The sequence below is a fragment of the Burkholderia sp. MSMB1072 genome (assembly GCF_001524725.1).
In the GTDB taxonomy this organism is placed as follows: domain Bacteria; phylum Pseudomonadota; class Gammaproteobacteria; order Burkholderiales; family Burkholderiaceae; genus Burkholderia.
The window spans coordinates 461,811-480,208 of sequence record NZ_LOYC01000009.1; the positions used below are offsets into that span (position 1 = coordinate 461,811).

10 protein-coding genes are annotated in these 18,398 nt (G+C 68.5%); 7 read left to right on the forward strand and 3 right to left on the reverse strand.

The features are described from left to right. Positions 1-28: 28 nt before the first annotated feature. From WS89_RS04115 to WS89_RS04125, 3 genes are all read left to right on the forward strand, one after another. Positions 29-6,073, forward strand: a complete 6,045-nt coding sequence (locus WS89_RS04115; protein WP_059789578.1) for an alpha-2-macroglobulin family protein — start codon at positions 29-31, stop codon at positions 6,071-6,073. A 10-nt stretch (positions 6,074-6,083) separates the two neighbouring features. After that, positions 6,084-8,339, forward strand: a complete 2,256-nt coding sequence (gene pbpC / locus WS89_RS04120) for a penicillin-binding protein 1C (RefSeq protein ID WP_059789579.1) — start codon at positions 6,084-6,086, stop codon at positions 8,337-8,339. A gap of 124 nt (positions 8,340-8,463) precedes the next feature. Then, on the forward strand, positions 8,464-9,153 hold the full coding sequence (locus tag WS89_RS04125; protein ID WP_059789580.1) for a hypothetical protein: 690 nt from the start codon (positions 8,464-8,466) through the stop codon (positions 9,151-9,153). 29 nt (positions 9,154-9,182) lie between these two features. Here the strand turns inward: WS89_RS04125 and WS89_RS04130 are convergent, their stop codons facing one another. Both WS89_RS04130 and WS89_RS04135 read right to left on the reverse strand, forming a co-directional pair. Further along, a complete protein-coding gene (locus tag WS89_RS04130) occupies positions 9,183-9,704 on the reverse strand; it encodes a GNAT family N-acetyltransferase (RefSeq protein ID WP_059789581.1) in 522 nt (173 codons plus the stop codon). A 21-nt stretch (positions 9,705-9,725) separates the two neighbouring features. After that, entirely contained in the window at positions 9,726-10,973 is a 1,248-nt protein-coding gene (locus tag WS89_RS04135; RefSeq protein WP_059789582.1) for a multidrug effflux MFS transporter, read from the reverse strand. Between the two features lie 295 nt (positions 10,974-11,268). Here WS89_RS04135 and WS89_RS04140 point away from each other — a divergent pair, with 295 nt between their 5' ends. Further along, positions 11,269-11,817 carry a hypothetical protein gene (locus tag WS89_RS04140; protein WP_059789583.1) on the forward strand — a complete coding sequence of 183 codons (549 nt, stop codon included), beginning with the start codon at positions 11,269-11,271 and terminating at the stop codon, positions 11,815-11,817. A 75-nt stretch (positions 11,818-11,892) separates the two neighbouring features. Here WS89_RS04140 and WS89_RS04145 read toward each other — a convergent pair whose 3' ends face one another. Then, a complete protein-coding gene (locus tag WS89_RS04145; RefSeq protein WP_059500335.1) occupies positions 11,893-12,789 on the reverse strand; it encodes a glutamate/aspartate ABC transporter substrate-binding protein in 897 nt (298 codons plus the stop codon). Positions 12,790-13,211: 422 nt separating this feature from the next. Between WS89_RS04145 and WS89_RS04150 the strand changes: the two genes are divergently transcribed. The 3 genes from WS89_RS04150 to mgtA all read left to right on the forward strand — a co-directional run bounded on the left by WS89_RS04150 (position 13,212) and on the right by mgtA (position 18,383). Continuing rightward, entirely contained in the window at positions 13,212-14,870 is a 1,659-nt protein-coding gene (locus WS89_RS04150; RefSeq protein ID WP_059789584.1) for a S8 family peptidase, read from the forward strand. Between the two features lie 532 nt (positions 14,871-15,402). Further along, entirely contained in the window at positions 15,403-15,570 is a 168-nt protein-coding gene (locus WS89_RS34165; protein ID WP_179949671.1) for a hypothetical protein, read from the forward strand. A gap of 47 nt (positions 15,571-15,617) precedes the next feature. Next, positions 15,618-18,383, forward strand: a complete 2,766-nt coding sequence (mgtA, locus tag WS89_RS04155) for a magnesium-translocating P-type ATPase (RefSeq protein WP_082741778.1) — start codon at positions 15,618-15,620, stop codon at positions 18,381-18,383. The last annotated feature ends 15 nt before the right edge of the window (positions 18,384-18,398 follow it).

Below are 18,398 nucleotides of genomic sequence, written 5' to 3' on the forward strand. Positions count from 1 at the left end.
AAAGCTTCCCTCCGAGGGCAATCGAGCGATGAAGCAGCGCGACAAGCACAACAAAGAAACGCATCGAACCAACCACACGATCCGGCTGCTCTGGCGCATCGGCGCCGTGGCGGCGCTCGGCGGCGCCGCGGCCCTGTCGCTGCATGCGGGCGCGGCGCGCACGGTGAGCGTGTCGCCGCAAGGCACCGTCACCGAAGTCCGGCAGAGCGTCGTCAAGTTCGACGAACCGATGGTCGCCTTCGGCTCGGCCTCCGCGCCGAATCCGGCGCGCGTGAGCTGCAACGATTCGGCGGCCGCACGCGGCCAGGGCCACTGGCTCGACGACAAGACCTGGGTTTACGATTTCGAAAGCGACCTGCCGCCCGGCGTACGTTGCTCGGTCGCGCTCAACGACACGCTGCGTTCGGTCGCGGGCAATGCGGTCAGCGGCCCGCGTCGCTTCACGTTCCAGACGGGCGGCCCGTTTCCGGTGTCGGTGCGCCCCGGCTCACGCGAGATCGAGGAGCGGCAGGTCTTCGTGATGAAGCTGAACGGCCCGGCCGAGCCGCGCTCGGCGCTCGCGAACATCTGGTGCGAAGCGGCCGGCATCGGCAACCGCATTCCCGTCGCGGCGGCCGACGACGATACGCGCAACGCCCTGCTCGATCATTTCGGGTTGAAGAAAGAGGCGGCGCGCGTGCTGACGCTGTCGTGCTCGCAGGCGCTGCCGGCGAGCGCGAAGGTGCAGCTGGTGTACGGCAAGGGCGTCGCGAGCCCGAGCGGCATCGCGAACGAAACCGAACGGCGCTTCGATTTCACCGTGCGCGCACCGTTCGCCGCGAGCTTCTCGTGCGAACGCGAGAACGCGAAGGCGCCCTGCACGCCGCTGCGCCCGCTCACGCTGTCGTTCAACGCGCCGATCTCGCGCAAGCAGGCCGACGCGATCAAGCTGCGCGGCCCCGACGGTTCGCTGTCACCGACCTTCGCGGCCGACGACCACAGCGAGGAAGTGACGACCGTCACGTTCAACCCGCCGCTGCCCGCTCAGGCTGCGCTGACCGTCGAGCTGCCGTCGGGCCTGCGCGACGTGACCGACCGGCCGCTGTCCAACGCCGACCTGTTCCCGCTCGCGACGCGCACCGCGCCGATGCCGCCGCTCGCGAAATTCTCGTCGGGCACCTTCGGGATCGTCGAGCGCTTCGCCGAACCCGGTACGCCCGCGCTGGTGCCCGTCACGCTGCGCAACGTCGAGGCCGACCTGCATATCGCCGGCCTCAATGCGGGCGGCGCGCAATTCGCGAACCTGAAGGTCGAGAACGACACCGCGATCCGCCAATGGATGCGCACCGTCGATCGTTTCGACAACTGGTCGATGACGGCCGGCTCGATCGACGACCAGATACCCGGCCTGCTGGAACGCAAGGGCCAACACCCCGTCTACGTGCCGCTCGCGGCCGGCGAGAAGCAGCCCGCGCCGCAAAACCGCCGCATCGACGTGCGCTCGCTGTCGCTGCTGACGGGCGAGCCCGGCGCGCAGGTGCTGACGCTGCCGAAGGCCGACCCGAAGACGCTGCGCCCGTTCGAAGTGGTCGGCGTGCCGATCGACAAGCCCGGCTTCTACGTGCTCGAACTCGCGTCGCCCGCGCTCGGCCGCTCGCTGCTCGCGAAGCCGTCGAGCATGTACGTGCGCACCACCGTGCTCGTCACGAACCTCGGCGTGCACCTGAAACAGGGGCGCGAGAACAACCTCGTATGGGTCACGACGCTTGACAAGGGCAAGCCGGTGCCGAACGCGCAGATCCGCGTGTCGGACTGCAACGGCGACGAAATCGCGGCCGGCAAGACCGACGCGCAGGGCCTGCTGAAGATCGACGGGCCGTTCGAGCCGAAGCGCGCGTGCGGCGCGTCGGAACAGCGCTACGACGACTACTTCGTGTCGGCGCGCGTCGACGATCCGAAGACGGGCCCCGACATGGCGTTCGTCAGCTCGGGCTGGAACCGCGGGATCGAATCGTGGCGCTTCAACGTGCCGACCGACACCGACAGCGCGCCGACCGTGCGCGCGCATACCGTGTTCGACCGCACGCTGCTGCGCGCCGGCGAAACCGTGTCGATGAAGCATTTCATCCGCACCGAGACGCTGCAGAGCCTCGCGTTCCCGTCGCAATACCCGACGCGCCTGACGATCCGCCATCTCGGCACGGGCCAGACGTACAAGCTGCCGCTCACGTGGGCGGCCGACCACAGCGCGGACTCGCAGTTCACGCTGCCGGCCGCCGCGAAGCTCGGCGAGTACAGCGTCGAACTCGAAGGCGGCCCGGAAGACGCGCCAACCGCCACCTATTACAGCGGCAGTTTCCGCGTCGAGGCATTCCGCCTGCCGGTGCTGAAAGGCTCGATCGGCGCGCGCGACGCGCAGAAGAGCCCGCTCGTCGCCGTGAAGGAAGCGCCGCTCGCGGTGCAGATCGACTATGTGTCGGGCGGCGGCGCATCGAACCTGCCCGTCCAGGTGTCGGCGCTGATGAAATGGGCGTCGCCGCCGTTCGCGGATCGTTTCGAGGATTTCAGCTTCACGCCATATCGTCCCGACACGAGCGACGGCAACGCCGACGACGATTCGCAGGACGGCGACAACGCGTCGTCGTCGAACAACGATCCCGACGCGACGAAGCTGATCGCCGACAAGCTGCCGCTGACGCTCGATCGCAACGGCGCGGGTTCGGTCACGCTCAAGGGCCTGCCCGACGTCGACGCGCCGAAGCGCATCGCGCTGGAGGCGACGTTCGCGGATCCGAACGGCGAAGTGCAGACGATCCGCGGCGACACGATCCTGTGGCCGGCCGCGGTGGTGGCCGGCATCAAGGCAGGCCGCTGGGTGTCGGTCGGCCAGCGCGTGCCGGTGCAGGCACTGGCGGTCGACCTGCAGGGCAAGCCGCGCGCGTCGGTGCCGATCGAGATCAAGGGCGTCGCGCGCATCACGACGTCGTCGCGCAAGCGGATGGTCGGCGGCTTCTATGCATACGACAACAAGAGCGACACGCGCGACCTCGGCGTGCTGTGCTCGGGCAAGACCGACGACAAGGGCCGCATGGCCTGCGACGCGACGCTCGAGCAGGCCGGCAACGTGCAGTTGATCGCGGTCGCGAAGGACGGCGACGGCCGCACGTCGAATGCATCGACGTCGGTATGGGTCACGCGCGAGGACGAACTCTGGTTCGGCGGCGACAACACCGACCGGATCGACGTGATCCCCGAGAAAACCTCGTACGAGCCGGGCGAAACGGCCCGCTTCCAGGTGCGCATGCCGTTCCGCTACGCGACCGCGCTCGTCGCGGTCGAGCGCGGCGGCGTGATGGAAACGCACATCGTCGAGCTGAACGGCAAGAACCCGACCGTCGACCTGAAGGTCGGCGAATCGTGGGGGCCGAACGTCTACGTGTCGGTGCTCGCGCTGCGCGGCCGGATTCGCGAGGTGCCGTGGTACTCGTTCTTCACGTGGGGCTGGAAGGCGCCGGTCGAATGGGCGCGCGCGTTCTGGCGCGAAGGCCGCCACTACGAGGCGCCGACCGCGTTCGTCGACCTGTCGAAGCCCGCGTTCCGCTACGGCCTCGGCGAAATCAAGGTCGGCACTGGCGTTCACCGCCTCGGCGTGACCGTGACGACCGACGCGACGCGCTACACGGTCCGCAGCAAGGCGCAGGCGCACGTGAAGGTCACGCTGCCGAACGGCCAGCCGGCACCGGCCGGCACGCAGATTGCGCTCGCGGCTGTCGACGAAGCGCTGCTCGAACTGATGCCGAACGACAGCTGGAACCTGCTCGACGCGATGCTGCGCCGGCGTGCGTACGGCGTCGAGACGGCCACCGCGCAGATGGAAATCGTCGGCCGCCGCCACTTCGGCCGCAAGGCCGTGCCGGCCGGCGGCGGCGGCGGCAGCGCGCCGACCCGCGAGCTGTTCGATACCCTGCTGCTGTGGAACCCGCGCGTGACGCTCGACGCGAACGGCAGCGCAACCGTCGAGGTGCCGCTGAACGATGCGCTCACGCGCTTCCGGATCGTCGCGATCGCGGCGGTCGGCCCCGACCGTTTCGGCACGGGCAGCACGTCGATCCGCAGCACGCAGGATCTGCAATTGATCTCCGGCCTGCCGCCGCTCGTGCGCGAAGGCGACGCGTTCCGCGCGCAGGTCACGCTGCGCAACACGACCGACCGCGCGATGCAGGTCGTCGTGACGCCGCGCGTGACGGGCCTCGACGTCGCCCCGCAAACCGTATCGCTGGCGGCGAATGCCGCGACCGAAGTCGCGTGGACGATCACCGTGCCCGAGCAGGCGCTCGATGCGGCCGGTGCGCTGAACTGGCGCATCGAGGCGGCCGAGCAAGGCGGCAAGCGCGCGTCCGACGCGCTGGCCGTCGCGCAGAAGGTCGTGCCCGCGCTGCCGGTAACCGTCCAGCAGGCGACGCTCGCGCAGGTCGACGGCACGCTGACGGTGCCCGTGGCGGCTCCGGCCGGCGCGGTGAGCAACGCCCAGGGCGCACCGCGCGGCGGCATCGCCGTGTCGCTGCAGTCGAAGCTCGCCGATGGCCTGCCCGGCGTGCGGCGCTGGTTCGAACGCTATCCGTACCGCTGCCTCGAACAGCAGACGTCGCGTGCGATCGGGCTGCGCGACCCTGCGCAATGGCAGGCGCTGATCGCCCGCATGCCCGTCTACCTCGACAGCGACGGCCTGGCAAGCTACTTCCCGCCGTCGTCGGACGATTCGCATCACGGCAGCCCGACGCTGTCGTCGTACCTGCTCGTGGTGTCCGACGAAGCCAGCCGTCTCGATCCGCGCTTCGCGCTGCCGGAAGACCTGCGCACGCAGCTCGAAGCCGGGCTCGCGCGCTTCGTCGACGGCCGCCTCGATCGCAACGCGTGGGCGCCGCGCCAGGATCGCGACCTGCGCAAGCTCGCCGCGATCGAGGCGCTGTCGCGCTACGGCGCCGCGCAGGGCCGCATGCTCGGCTCGATCGAAATCGCGCCGAACCAGTGGCCGACGTCGGCCGTGATCGACTATCACGCGATCCTGACGCGCGTGAAGGACATCCCGCAACGCGACGAGAAACGCGCGCAGGTCGAGCAGATCCTGCGGGCGCGCCTCACGTATCAAGGCACGCAGCTCGTGTTCTCGACCGCGCGCGACGACGACCTGTGGTGGCTGATGACCAGCAACGAGACCAACGCCGCGCGTCTCGCGCTGGAATTCGCCGGCGACCCGGCGTGGAAGGACGAAATGCCGCGCGTGACGGCCGGCCTGCTCGCGCTGCAACGCCAGGGCGCATGGCAGACGACGACGTCCAACGCGCTCGGCCTGCTCGCGGTCGAGCGCTTCTCGCGAACCTACGAGAGCACGCCGGTCGCCGGCGCGACGAAGGTTGCGCTCGGCGGCGACGCGCGCTCGATCTCGTGGTCGCAGGCGGCATCGGCCGCGCCCGCCGATACGCCCGCATCGGCCACACCCGCGACCCGCGCGGCCGCCGCGCGCAGCGTGCTGCTGCCGTGGCCGCGTGCGTCGCAGGGGCCGGCCACGCTATCGGTCACGCAGGACGGCACCGGCCGCCCGTGGGCGACCGTCGAAAGTCTCGCGGCCGTGCCGCTGCGCTCGCCGTTCGCGGCCGGCTACCGGATCACCAAGACCGTCACGCCCGTGTCGCCCGCCGTCAAGGGCGTGCTGACGCGCGGCGACGTCGTGCGCGTGCATCTCGACATCGATGCGCAGAGCGACATGACGTGGGTCGCCATCAACGATCCGATCCCGGCCGGTGCGACGATCCTCGGGTCGGGCCTCGGTCGCGATTCCGAAGCCGCGACGCAGGACGAGAAAACGCCGGACGGCGCGTGGCCGACGTTCGTCGAGCGCGACTTCGACGGCTACCGCGCGTACTACGACTATTTGCCGAAGGGCAAATTCTCGGTCGAGTACACGGTGCGGCTGAACAACGTCGGCACGTTCGGACTGCCGCCGACGCGCGTCGAGGCACTGTATGCACCGTCCGTGTACGGCCTGTGGCCGAACCCGCCGATGACCGTGAAGCCGGCCGACGCGGGCAAGTGACGAGACCGCGATGATGGATCCTGCTTTGCCGCGGCCGGCGCGTTTCGCCGGCCGCGTATTCGTCGCCGTCGTGCTGGCCGCGCCGCTCGTCGCGCATGCGCTGCCCGGCTACGACGACGTGCGCCGCAACTGGCGCAGTTCCGACTGGGTGCTGCTCGCCCGCGACGGCACGCCGCTGCAGCGCACGCGCGTCGACCTCGCCGAACGGCGCGGCGAATGGGTGTCGCTCGCCGACGTGTCGCCCGCGTTCCGCGAGGCGATCGTCGTGTCCGAGGACAAGCGCTTCTACGAACACAGCGGCGTCGACTGGCGCGGCATTGCCGGGGCCGCGTGGGGCAACCTGTGGAACGAGCGCACGCGCGGCGCGTCGACCGTCACGATGCAGCTCGCGGGCTTGCTCGGCGATTCGCCGCGCCGCTCGGGCCAGCGCTCGCTGCCGCAGAAAGCCACGCAGGCCGTGAACGCGCTGTGGCTCGAACGCAGCTGGCGCAAGGACCAGATCCTCGAGGCCTACCTGAACCTCGTGCCGTTCCGCGGCGAGACGATCGGGCTCGGCGCGCTGTCGCAGGTGCTGTTCGGCAAGGCACCATCGGGCCTCGACGCGCGCGAGGCCGCGATCGCGGCCGCACTCGTGCGTGCGCCCAACGCGGCGCCCGCGAAGATCGCCGAGCGCGCGTGCCGGATCCTGCGCGACATGCATGCCGGGCAGGCGTGCGCATCGCTCGACGGTTACGTGCAGCTCGTCACGGCGCGCCCGGCCAACGCCGTGCGTAACGACATCGCGGCGGACGGCACCGCGCTCGCCCCGCACTTCGCGCGGCGCATCGCGGCCGAAGTCAAGCCGGCGGCCGGCGCGCAGGTCCGCACGACGCTCGACGCGCCGCTGCAGCGCTTCGCGCGCGACACGCTGATGCGCGCGCTGACCGAACTCAATGCGCCCGCGCACCGGCGCAACGTGCAGGACGGCGCGGTGGTCGTGATCGACAACGCGACCGGCGAGATCCGCGCGTGGGTCGGCTCGTCGGGGGCGCTGTCGAGCGCGCGCGACGTCGACGCCGTGCTCGCGCCGCGCCAGGCCGGCTCGACGCTCAAGCCGTTCCTCTATGCTCAGGCGCTCGACGAAAAACGGCTGACAGCCGCGTCGCTGCTCGACGATGCGCCGATCAACCTCGCCGCCGGCGGCGGCCTGTACATTCCGCAGAACTACGACAAGGATTTCAAGGGCTGGGTAAGCGTGCGCAGCGCACTCGGCGGCTCGTTGAACGTACCCGCCGTGCGCACGCTGGTGCTCGTCACGCCGCATCGCTTTGCGCGCACGCTGACCGCGCTCGGCCTGCCGCTCGCGCAGGAAGGCGATTACTACGGCTTCAGCCTCGCGCTCGGCAGCGCGGACGTCACGCTGCTGTCGCTGACCAATGCCTACCGCGCGCTCGCGAACGGCGGCGTCGCGCGCAAGGTCGTCGACCTGCCGGCCACGGCGCCGACGTCGGCCTCCGGTGCATCGGCGCCCGCGCGGACGGACGCCGGCACGCGCGTGTTCAGCGAAGCCGCCAGCTTCGTCGTCACCGACATCCTGTCCGACAACAACGCACGCGTGCGCACCTTCGGCTTCGACAACCCGCTCGCGACGCGCTTCTTCTCGGCGGTCAAGACCGGCACGAGCAAGGACATGCGCGACAACTGGACCGTCGGTTTCACGTCGCGCTATACGGTCGGCGTGTGGGTCGGCAATGCGGACGGCTCGCCGATGTGGGACGTGTCGGGCGTCACGGGCGCGGCGCCCGTGTGGTCGGCCGTGGTCGGCTATCTGCACCGCGACCTGCCGAGCCGTGCGCCGCGCGCGCCGGCCGGTGTCGAGACGCGCCGTATCGCGTTCGAGCGCGACATCGAGCCGGCTCGCAACGAGTGGTTCGTCGCGGGCACGGCGGTCGACACGATCCGGCTCGCGGCGCCCGTCGCGCCCGGCAAGGACGGCGCGCGTGCGCCGCTGACGATCGGCGCGCCGACCGACGGCACGATCTTCGCGATCGACCCGGACATTCCGCCGAAGAACCAGCGGATCTGGTTCGAACGCTCGGCCGGGCGCGCGACGAAATTCGCGTGGCGGCTCGACGACAAGGTGATCGGCCATGCCGACCGCGTCGCGTGGCTACCGTGGCCGGGCCGGCACCGGCTGGAACTCGTCGACGCGCGCGGAAACGTCGCGGATGCGATCGGCTTCGAGGTGCGCGGCGCGTTCGCGAAGCCGGCCGCGCGCAAGCCCTGAGCCGGCGCGCCGGCGTGACCGGCCGGCCGTGTTCGCTTTCGCCCCGGTTCAGGACATAGAATGGCAACAGCGCCGCATTCCCCACGCGCACCGGTTGCCTCATTCTCTCGGATTGCCCGCGACCATGAACATTCGCCTTATGCGCTTCACTCGCCCCGCGCTGGGCGCATTGTGCGTTGCAACGCTCGCCGCGCTCCAGGCGTGCAACGGCGATGCCTGCTTCGGCGTCGATGCGTGCTTCAACGACAACACGCAAACCGTCTCGTTGTCGGGCACGGCCGCGACGGGCGACCCGCTCGCGAGCGCGCAAGTAACGGTCAATTGCGCGGCGGGCTCGGCCACGACGCTGACGGACGGCGGCGGCAACTACCGTGTGACGCTCAACGCGGCACTGCCATGCGTCATCACCGTGGCGTCGGGCGGCGCGAGCCTGCATTCGCTCGCCTACGCGGGCGGCACCTTCAATACGACGCCCGAGACCGAGCTGATGCTCGTTTATCTCGCGGCGCAACTCGGGACGAACACGGCCGGGCTGATCGGCAACTTCCAGGGCACCCTGCGCTACCAGCGCGCGATGAACAGCCCGGACATCGTGCAGGCCGCGCAATCGGCCGTGGTGACGAACCTGCAGCAGCGCTATGCGGTTACGCTCGCCGCGCCGGCGTTCCTGACCACTTCGTTCGTGGTCGGGCAACCGGGCGTCGACAGCGATCTCGTCGCGCTGGCCAAGGCTGGGGCAATCGATCCGAACGGACTGCCGGATCCGGTGGCCGTGTCGCTGTTGCAGCAGGCCGGGGCCGCGCATCCGCTGTAAGCGGCGCGCGACGGGACGGAAATCGATCGTCAGGCGCCGCCTTCGCGCGCGTCGTCCGCCAGTAGCGCCCAGCGCTCGTGGTCGCGCCATTCGCCGCCGATGCGCAGATAGCGCGGCGAAAACCCCTCTTGCCTGAACCCGAGCCGTCGAACCAGCGCGATCGATGCATGGTTGCCGGGCTGGATGTTCGCTTCGAGACGGTGCAGCCCGAGTTCGCCGAACGCGACGCCGATCGCCGCGCGCAACGCTTCCGTCATCAGCCCCTTGCGGCTGACCTCCGCCATGCCGTAGTACGCAAGATAAGCGCTCTGAAACACGCCGCCGACGATCTCGTTGAGGCACACCACGCCGACCACCGCGCCTGACGCCCGCTCGCGCGCGACGAATCCGACGTTCGGCCCCGTCAGGCAGCGGGCGAACCATTGATCGAACCCGGCCTGGTCGACGAACGAATCGACCCACGGCAGATGATGACTCCGGCTCGCGCGGTTGGCGGCGATCAGATCGGCGGCGTCGGATCGGGCGACGCGATTCAGCAGGATCCGGTTCATGAGTCGATCACCAGCCGGCGCTTACGCCGCCTCCCCACTCCCGCACACCACCGGCGCCGCCTGCTGCTGCGACAGATACCGCAGCAGCTTCGTCACCATCCACACCACGACGAACGACAGCGCGACGAAGAACACGGCCAGCGGCGTCAGCACGTGAATCGACACGAAACCGGCCAGGCCCATCATCGCGGACGACACGAGCAGCAGCGCACAGCCGAGAATCGCGCTCGTCAGACCGGCGATATGCGGGAACAACGAATTGCCCTTGGCCATCAGCGTCGGATACATCGCGCCCGCGCAGAAGCCCATCACGAGCACCGGCGTCGCGAGCGTCCACACGCGCAGGCCGACGGTCAGCGCCAGCACGAGCATCACGACCGACGCACCCGCCATCACGCGCGCACCGATACGCAGCCGTTGCTCGGCGCTCGGCAGCCCGCGCCCGTGAATCCGGTTCGACAGGCCGCCAAGGAAATACATGAGGCCGATGCCGAGCGCGAGATAACCGAAGAAGGTCGGTGGCTTGTGCAGCGTGGTCTGCACCATGAACGGCCCGACGATGTTGAACACCAGCAGGATGCTGTAGCACAGCCCCTGTGCGAGGAAACAGCTCTGGAACACCGGGCTCGCCAGCACCTTGCCCGTGTTCGCCATCAACGTGCGCGGCTCGAGATGCACCGGCTTCGGCAAGGTTTCGCGGTAGCGCCACAGCAGCGCCCACATCGCCAGCGAGTAGACCAGCAGAAACACGAGGCACGCGCGCCAGCCGAACCATTCCTGCAGGTGCGCGCCGATCACCGGCGCGACGATCGGCGCGAGCCCCCACGCGATCGACATGTACGTGAACGCGTGCATCAACGCCTGGCCGGAGAACGAATCGGTGATGATCGCCTTCGCCAGCAGGTTGGTGGTCGCGATCCCGAAGCCCTGCAGGCAGCGCGCCAGCACGAACGTCTCGAGGTTCGGCGCGCCGAGCGACAGCAGGCAGCCGATCGTGTAGATCACGAGCCCGAACGCGAGCACGCGCTTGCGGCCGTAGGCGTCGGCGATCGGCCCGAAGATCAGCTGCCCGAGCGCGTAGGCCGCCATGTAGCCGGACACGCTGGACTGGATCGCCTGCGGCGTGGTCGCGAACGAACGGGCCATGTCGGGCAACGCGGGCACGTAGATGTCGATCGCGAGTTGGCCGGCGGACGCGAACAGGCAGATCAGGAACAGCAGGAAGCGCGGCGAATTCGACTCGCGCGCGGGAGTGAGCGTGGCGTTCATGACGACTGGGAAGGAGGACAGGCAGCCGTGGCGCATCGCCATGTTCGATTGGCGAACATGCGTGCGGTCGCGGCGAATTCCGTATTGTGCCCGTTGTTGCACCGCACGACAGGATGCCCCTGGCGCGGGCGCGGTTGAATACCGATCGCGGCACGTCCCGAAATGCGCCGATCGGCCCGGCCGGCCGCGATTTTAATGTTGATTTAAGCCGCCTGTCGCATTGTCTCGGATGGCTCACTCCGTGAGCCGCACGTCATTGTTGATTCGATCAGTCTCGTTTGATGGAGATACGAAGATGCGATTCCGTTCGTATATGGCGGCGGGCGCGCTGGCGCTTGCGCCCGTGTTCGCGCTGGCCGGGCAGACCAGCGCGGCGGCGGCCGCCCAACCGATGTTCGTCAATGTCGACGGGCAGGCCGTGCCCGTGAAAGCCGAAACGCGCGTCGTCCAGACGGCCGTCGGCCCGATGAAGGTCAGCACGTGGAGCTGGCACAGCCCGCAAGGCGGCGCGAGCTTCGAGATGCAGACGTCGTCGTCGGGCGGCATGCCGCCGGCAGCCGCGCTGCGGCAGATGCAGGCCGCGCAGTACCGGATGCAGGCGGCCCAGGCGCAGATGGTCGCGATGCAGCAGCAGATGATGGCGCTCCAGCACATCGCGCTCGCCAACGCGTTCGCGATGCCGATGCCGATGCCGCAAACGGTCGGCTTCGCGATGCCGCTCTGGGCGATGCCGGAACCGGTCGTCGTCCTCGTGCCGGCACAGCCGCCGGCGCGTTCGGCGGCCCCGGCAACGCCGGCCGCACCTGTCGCACCCGCCGCACGCGGCCCGGAAATCAAGGCCTGACACGCTTCGCGCCACCCGGCGCGGCACGCTCGAACCGCCGGCATACGCCGGCGGTTTTTCATTGCGCCGGCCGAATCAGTACTGCGCCTGGTCCGTCGGATTCCTGAACAGCTGCTTCATCTCCGCCGACAGCGGATAGTTGAGGCTCACGCCCTTCGGCGGAATCGGTTGCATGAACCACTGGTCGTACAGCTTCTCGGCCGCGCCCGAGGTCTGCATCTTCGCGATCACGCCGTCGACGACGCGCTTGAACGCCGGATCGTCCCTGCGCATCATGCACGCGTAGTTTTCGTGAACGAGCGGCGTACCGGTGACCGTGTACGCACCCGGGTTGCGGTCCTTCGCGATCTCGCCGTACAGCAGCGGCTCGTCCATCACGAACGCGACCGCGCGCCCGGTCGTGACGTTCATGAACGCTTCGGCGTGATCCTTCGCGCTGATGATCGTCATGTTCATCGCCTTCTCTTCGTTGAGCTTGCGCAACAGGCGCTCGTCCGACGTGCCGGCCGTCGTCGCGACCGTCTTGCCGGCCAGGTCCGCAAAATCCTTCACGCCCGAATCCTTGCGCGTGCTGAAACGGATGCCGTACAAAAAGATGCTGTTCGAGAACGCGGCCTGCTTTTGGCGTTCGAGCGTGTTCGTCGTCGAGCCGCATTCGAAGTCGATCGTCCCGTTCTGCAGCAGCGGAATCCGGTTTTGCGACGTGATCGGGATTTCCTTCACCGCGAGGTTCGGCAGGTTCAGGTCCGTCTTCAACTGATCGATGATGCGCGACGCGATGTCGCGCGAGTAGCCGATGTTCTTCTGCTGGTTGTCCGAATACGAAAACGGCACCGACGATTCGCGAATGCCCAGCGACACGACACCCGTGTCCTTGATTTTCTTCAGCGTACCGGTAAGGGCCTGCGCGTGCGCGGTGCCGGCCAGCGCACAGGCCAGCGCGACGGCGAGCCAACGGAAACGGCGATCCATGCGTGTCTCCTGACGAAACGTTGATCGAATCGCGATCCTACGCCCGACAATATTCGCGTCACATCAGGGGAAGCGTAAACAACCTTCCGCCGCGACCCGATCCTGAACGATGTTTTCCGTGCCGCGCAAACCGCCCCGCGCCGCTCGTCTCGCCCGATCGACCCGCGCGCGGGCTTGGCCGCGCCGTCCGTGCCGGCCGTTCCAAACGCGCGTTCGTGCTGCGACGCAACAACGTAATCGTTTGCGGCACCCGGCGTTTTTCTCGCGAAACGCACTCAAGAAGCCGCCGCGCACGCCGTTACCCAGTGCATGGCGCGTCGCAGCAACCCGCTGCAACCGTCAGACAAAAACGACAAGGTCCGGCTCGCCCGGACCGGCGCCACCGCCGGCACGACGGTTATCTAAGAGGATCGAGTTTCAACATGAGAGCCAAACGTTTCCATTTCGCGCTGGCGCGCCCCGCACATGCGCGCATGCTCGCCGGCATGCTGTCCGCCGCCGCCCTGCTGCCCCTCGCCGGCTGCGGCGGTGGCGGCGGCGACGGCAGCAATCCGTCTTCGTCCAACGCGGCGCCCGCACCGGCCCCCGCACCGACGCCCGCTCCCGCGCCCGCCCCGGCCACCCCGCCCGCGTCGTCCGGCAGCAATGCGTGCACGTCGCAGCAGGCCGCCGTGCAGATGGCCGCACAGGCCGCACCGGTCGAGCCGCCGGTCGATCACCTGATCGTCAAGCTGAAAACGCTGACGGCCACGCGTGCGATGGCGGCCGTCGACAACGGCTCGCGACTCGACGCGGTGATCCAGCGCGCGATGACGCGCTGGACGGCACCGGTGACCGGCAGCGCACGCGCGTACGCGAGCACGGTCCCGCAAACGCCGGTGAACGTGCAGGTCGAGCGAACGATCTCGAACGGCGCGGCCGTGCTGTCGCTCGGCCAGCGCATGGCCGCCGCCGATGCCGCCGCGCTCGCACAGGCGTTCGCGGCCGACAGCGATGTCGACTACGCGGAACCGGATCACCCGATGCAGATTCGCGACACGCCGAGCGATCCGCTCTACAACCAGCAGTGGTACCTGTCCGACCCGACCGCCGGCGTCGACCTGCCGCCCGCATGGAACGTGACCAAGGGTTCGCCGACCGTCGTCACGGCCGTGCTCGACACCGGCTACCGGCCGCACGGCGACCTCGTCGGCAACCTGATACAGCAAGGCTACAGCTTCATCAGCAACGTCAACACCAGCAACAACGGCTTGACGCGCGGCCCGGACGCAACCGATCCGGGCGACTGGGTCACGCAGCAGGAACTGGACGACGCCAACGGCCCTTACTATCACTGCGCGAGCCAGCCGAGCAACAGCAGTTGGCACGGCACGCGCGTGATGGGCGTGATCGGTGCGACGGCCAACAACGGCACCGGTATCGCCGGCGTATCGTGGCTCAGCCGAATCCTACCGGTGCGCGTGCTCGGCAAGTGCGGCGGCGTGACGAGCGACATCGCCGACGGCATGCGCTGGGCAGCCGGCATTCCCGTCAACGGCGTGCCGAACAATCCGAATCCCGCGAAGATCATCAACCTGAGCCTCGGCGGGGTCGGCGCATGCAGCACGACGTTCCAGCAGGCGATCGACGACGTGACCGCGAAGGGCGTGACCGTGGTTGTCGCGGCCGGCAACGACGGCCTGTCGAACGGGCTCGATCAGCCCGCGAACTGCCGCGGCGTGATCACCGTCGGCGCGACCGACGCGACGGGCCGCCGCGCATCGTTCAGCAACTTCGGCGCCGATGTCGCGCTGAGCGCACCGGGCGTCAACATCCTGTCGACGTCGAACACCGGCACGACGACGCCGGGCACCGACACCTATGGCCTCGCGAACGGCACCAGCCTCGCGACACCGCAGGTGACGGGGGTCGCCGCGCTGATGCTGTCGGTGAACGGCAATCTCACGCCCGCGCAGATCCTGCAGAAGCTGCAAGGCGGCACGCGCGCGGCGAAGCTGGCGGCCGGTACGTCGTGCACGGCAATGCCGGCAGGCTCCGGCATCCTCGATGCAGGGACCGCGGTCGCGGCCGCGAACCGGTAACCCGCACCCCGTTCGACGCGGCCGCGCGCATGCCGACATGGCACGCGCGCGGCTGTTTCGTGACAGGCTGTCGCGCGTGCCCGCGAACGTGCATCGGCACGATCGAGTATCCCGAAAAAACGCCTGAAAAAAGGGCCGACAAAAGGCCGACAAAAGGGTTGACGCTTCGCACAGCGAGCCATTACCATCGCTCCCGTCTAATTACATGGAGTGTTCTGTGAACACCGATGCGAGTTGTAGTTGGTGTCCGACCAACTTGACTGCTGCCTGAGGAAAACGCGCAGAGCCTCGTCTTCTGCCGCATCCCGGGAAGCAGGATGCGGCGCCCTTCCGGCCTGATTACCGGCCAGATCCCCCGCCGAATTTTCGATGTTGTCGAATGCACGCGACGCGCCGTCGCGCGCGTGCGTTCGTGTTGCGCGCGGCACCGGCCGCGTGCGCTCTCCGTTCGCGTGCCGTCCGGCCGCGTGCCTCGTTGCGCGCGCCGCTGCCGATCGCCCGTGCCGACTATCCGCAACCGACAGGAGTGCAGATGAACTCAGACGACAGTAGTCGATTACCGCTCGCCGGTGCGACGCTGCGCATCGACACGCCGTCCGCATCACGCGCGCCGGCGAGCGTTCCCGCTTTTACCGATCTTACCGATCCACAGCCGATCGCGCCTGACGCGACGCGGCGGGGAGCGCTCGTGCGTCGATAACGTCACGGTCGCTCCCCGCCCGCCGCCTCGTGCGCAAGGAGCGATTCATGACGACACGATACGACACCTCGCACAAGAAACAGCGCGGCTTCATCAAGGCCGGCGCCGGCCAGCAGCACGACCCGCGCATCATGCGCGCCGCGCAGGAAGCGGCCCGCCCGCTCGAAGCCACGCTGAAGTCGCTGCGCACCAGCACGCGCGGCCTCACCTACGACCAGGCCGCCGACCGCCTGCAGCATGACGGCCCGAACGAAATCGCGCACGACAAGCCGCCGCACTGGACCCGCCAGTTGCTGCTTTCGTTCCACAACCCGTTCGTCTACGTGCTGCTGGTGCTGGCCGCCATCAGCTTCTGCACCGACGTCTACTTCGCGGCACCCGACGATCGCGATTACGTCGGCATGACGATCCTGCTGACGATGGTCACGATCAGCGCGCTGCTGCGCTTCGTGCAGGAGTTCCGCTCGCTGCGCGCGGCCGAGAAGCTCAAGGCGATGGTCCGCACGACGGCGACCGTGCAGCGCGCGGTGACCGACACGTCGGAGCCGGCGCGCCGCGAGGTGCCGATGCGCGAGGTCGTCGTCGGCGACATCGTGCATCTTTCGGCCGGCGACATGATCCCCGCCGACGTGCGCCTGCTCGCGTCGCGCGACCTGTTCATCAGCCAGGCCGTGCTGACCGGCGAGGCGCTGCCCGTCGAGAAGTACGACACGCTCGGCGCGGTGGCCGGCAAATCCGCGAGCACGCATGCGGCCGCCGCGGCCGACGACGCACCGGCGTCGCTGCTCGACATCGAGAACGTCTGCTTCATGGGCACCAACGTCGTCAGCGGCACGGCGACGGCCGTCGTCGTCGCGACCGGCGAAGACACGTACTTCGGCTCGCTCGCGCGCAACGTCGTGAGCCACAAGCGCGTCGAGACGAGCTTCGACCGCGGCGTCGCGAGCGTCAGCTGGCTGCTGATCAAGTTCATGTTCGTGATGGTGCCGATCGTGTTCATGATCAACGGCCTGACCAAGGGCGACTGGCTGAGCGCACTCACGTTCGCCCTCGCGGTGGCCGTCGGCCTGACGCCCGAGATGCTGCCGATGATCGTCAGCGCGAACCTCGCGCGCGGCGCGGTCGCGATGGCGCGCCGCAAGGTCGTCGTCAAGCGGCTGAACTCGGTGCAGAACTTCGGCGCGATGGACGTGCTGTGCACCGACAAGACCGGCACGCTCACGCAGGACAAGATCATCCTCGAACATCACCTCGATCTGTCCGGCCACAAGAACGAGGACATCCTGCGGCTCGGCTGGCTGAACAGCTTCCACCAGAGCGGCCAGAAGAATCTGATCGACATCGCGGTCGTCGCGCGCGCCGACGAAATCGGCGAACGCGTGAAGCCGCAGGGCTACAAGAAGATCGACGAACTGCCGTTCGACTTCGTGCGGCGCCGCCTGTCGGTCGTCGTCGAGGACACGCACGGCGCGCATCTGCTGATCTGCAAGGGTGCGGTCGAGGAAATGCTGGCGGTTTCCACGCACGTGCAGGATGAAGACGGCGTGCGCCCGCTCGACTTCGTGGCCCGCAAGCGGCTGCTCGAACAGGCCACCGCGTACAACGAGGACGGTTTCCGCGTGCTCGTGCTCGCCACGCGCACGATCCCGCGCGGCGACGAACGCGCGCAATACCGCACCGCCGACGAACGCGATCTCGTCGTGCGCGGCTTCCTGACCTTCCTCGATCCGCCGAAGGAATCGGCCGCGCCGGCGCTCGCCGCGCTGCGCGAGAACGGCGTCGCGGTGAAGGTGCTGACGGGCGACAACCCGACCGTCACGATGAAGGTGTGCCGCCAGGTCGGCCTCGACCCCGGCAAGCCGATGCTCGGCACGGAGATCGAAGCGCTCGACGATGCCACGCTCGCGCAGGTCGTCGAACGCACCACCGTGTTCGCGAAGCTCACGCCGCTGCAGAAGGCGCGCATCGTCAAGGCGCTGCAGGCGAACGGCCACACGGTCGGCTTCCTCGGCGACGGCATCAACGACGCGCCCGCGCTGCGCGACGCCGACGTCGGCATCTCGGTGGACAGCGGCGCCGACATCGCGAAGGAAACCGCCGACATCATCCTGCTCGAAAAGAGCCTGATGGTGCTCGAGGAAGGCGTGATCAAGGGTCGCGAGACGTTCGGCAATATCCTGAAGTACCTGAACATGACCGCCAGCTCGAACTTCGGCAACGTGTTTTCGGTGCTCGTCGCCAGCGCGTTTCTGCCGTGGGAGCCGATGCTCGCGACGCAGCTGCTCGTGCTGAACCTGATCTACGACACGTCGCAAATGCTGCTGCCGTGGGACAAGATGGACCCCGAGTTCCTGAAGAAGCCGCGCAAGTGGGAAGCCGGCAACATCGGCCGCTTCATGCTGTGGGTCGGGCCTACGTCGTCGGTATTCGACATCACGACATACATCCTGATGTGGACCGTGTTCGGTGCGGGCGCGCTGTATCACCTGAACGGCGGCGCAAGCGGTCAGATCGTGATGAATTCGGGCTGGTTCATCGAGAGCCTCGTGTCGCAGACGCTCGTCGTGCACCTGCTGCGCACGCAGAAGATTCCGTTCCTGCAGAGCACGGCGTCGCTGCCGGTGCTGCTGTCGACCTTCACCGCGATCGCGATCGGCTGCTGGCTGCCGTTCTCGCCGTTCGCGCAAGCGCTCGGCTTCATGCACCTGCCGGGCACCTACTGGCTGTGGCTCGGCGCGACGATGGTCGGCTACATCGTGCTCGCGCAGATCGTCAAGACGATCTACGTGCGCCGCTACAAGCAATGGTTCTGACGTCCCGCGGATGTC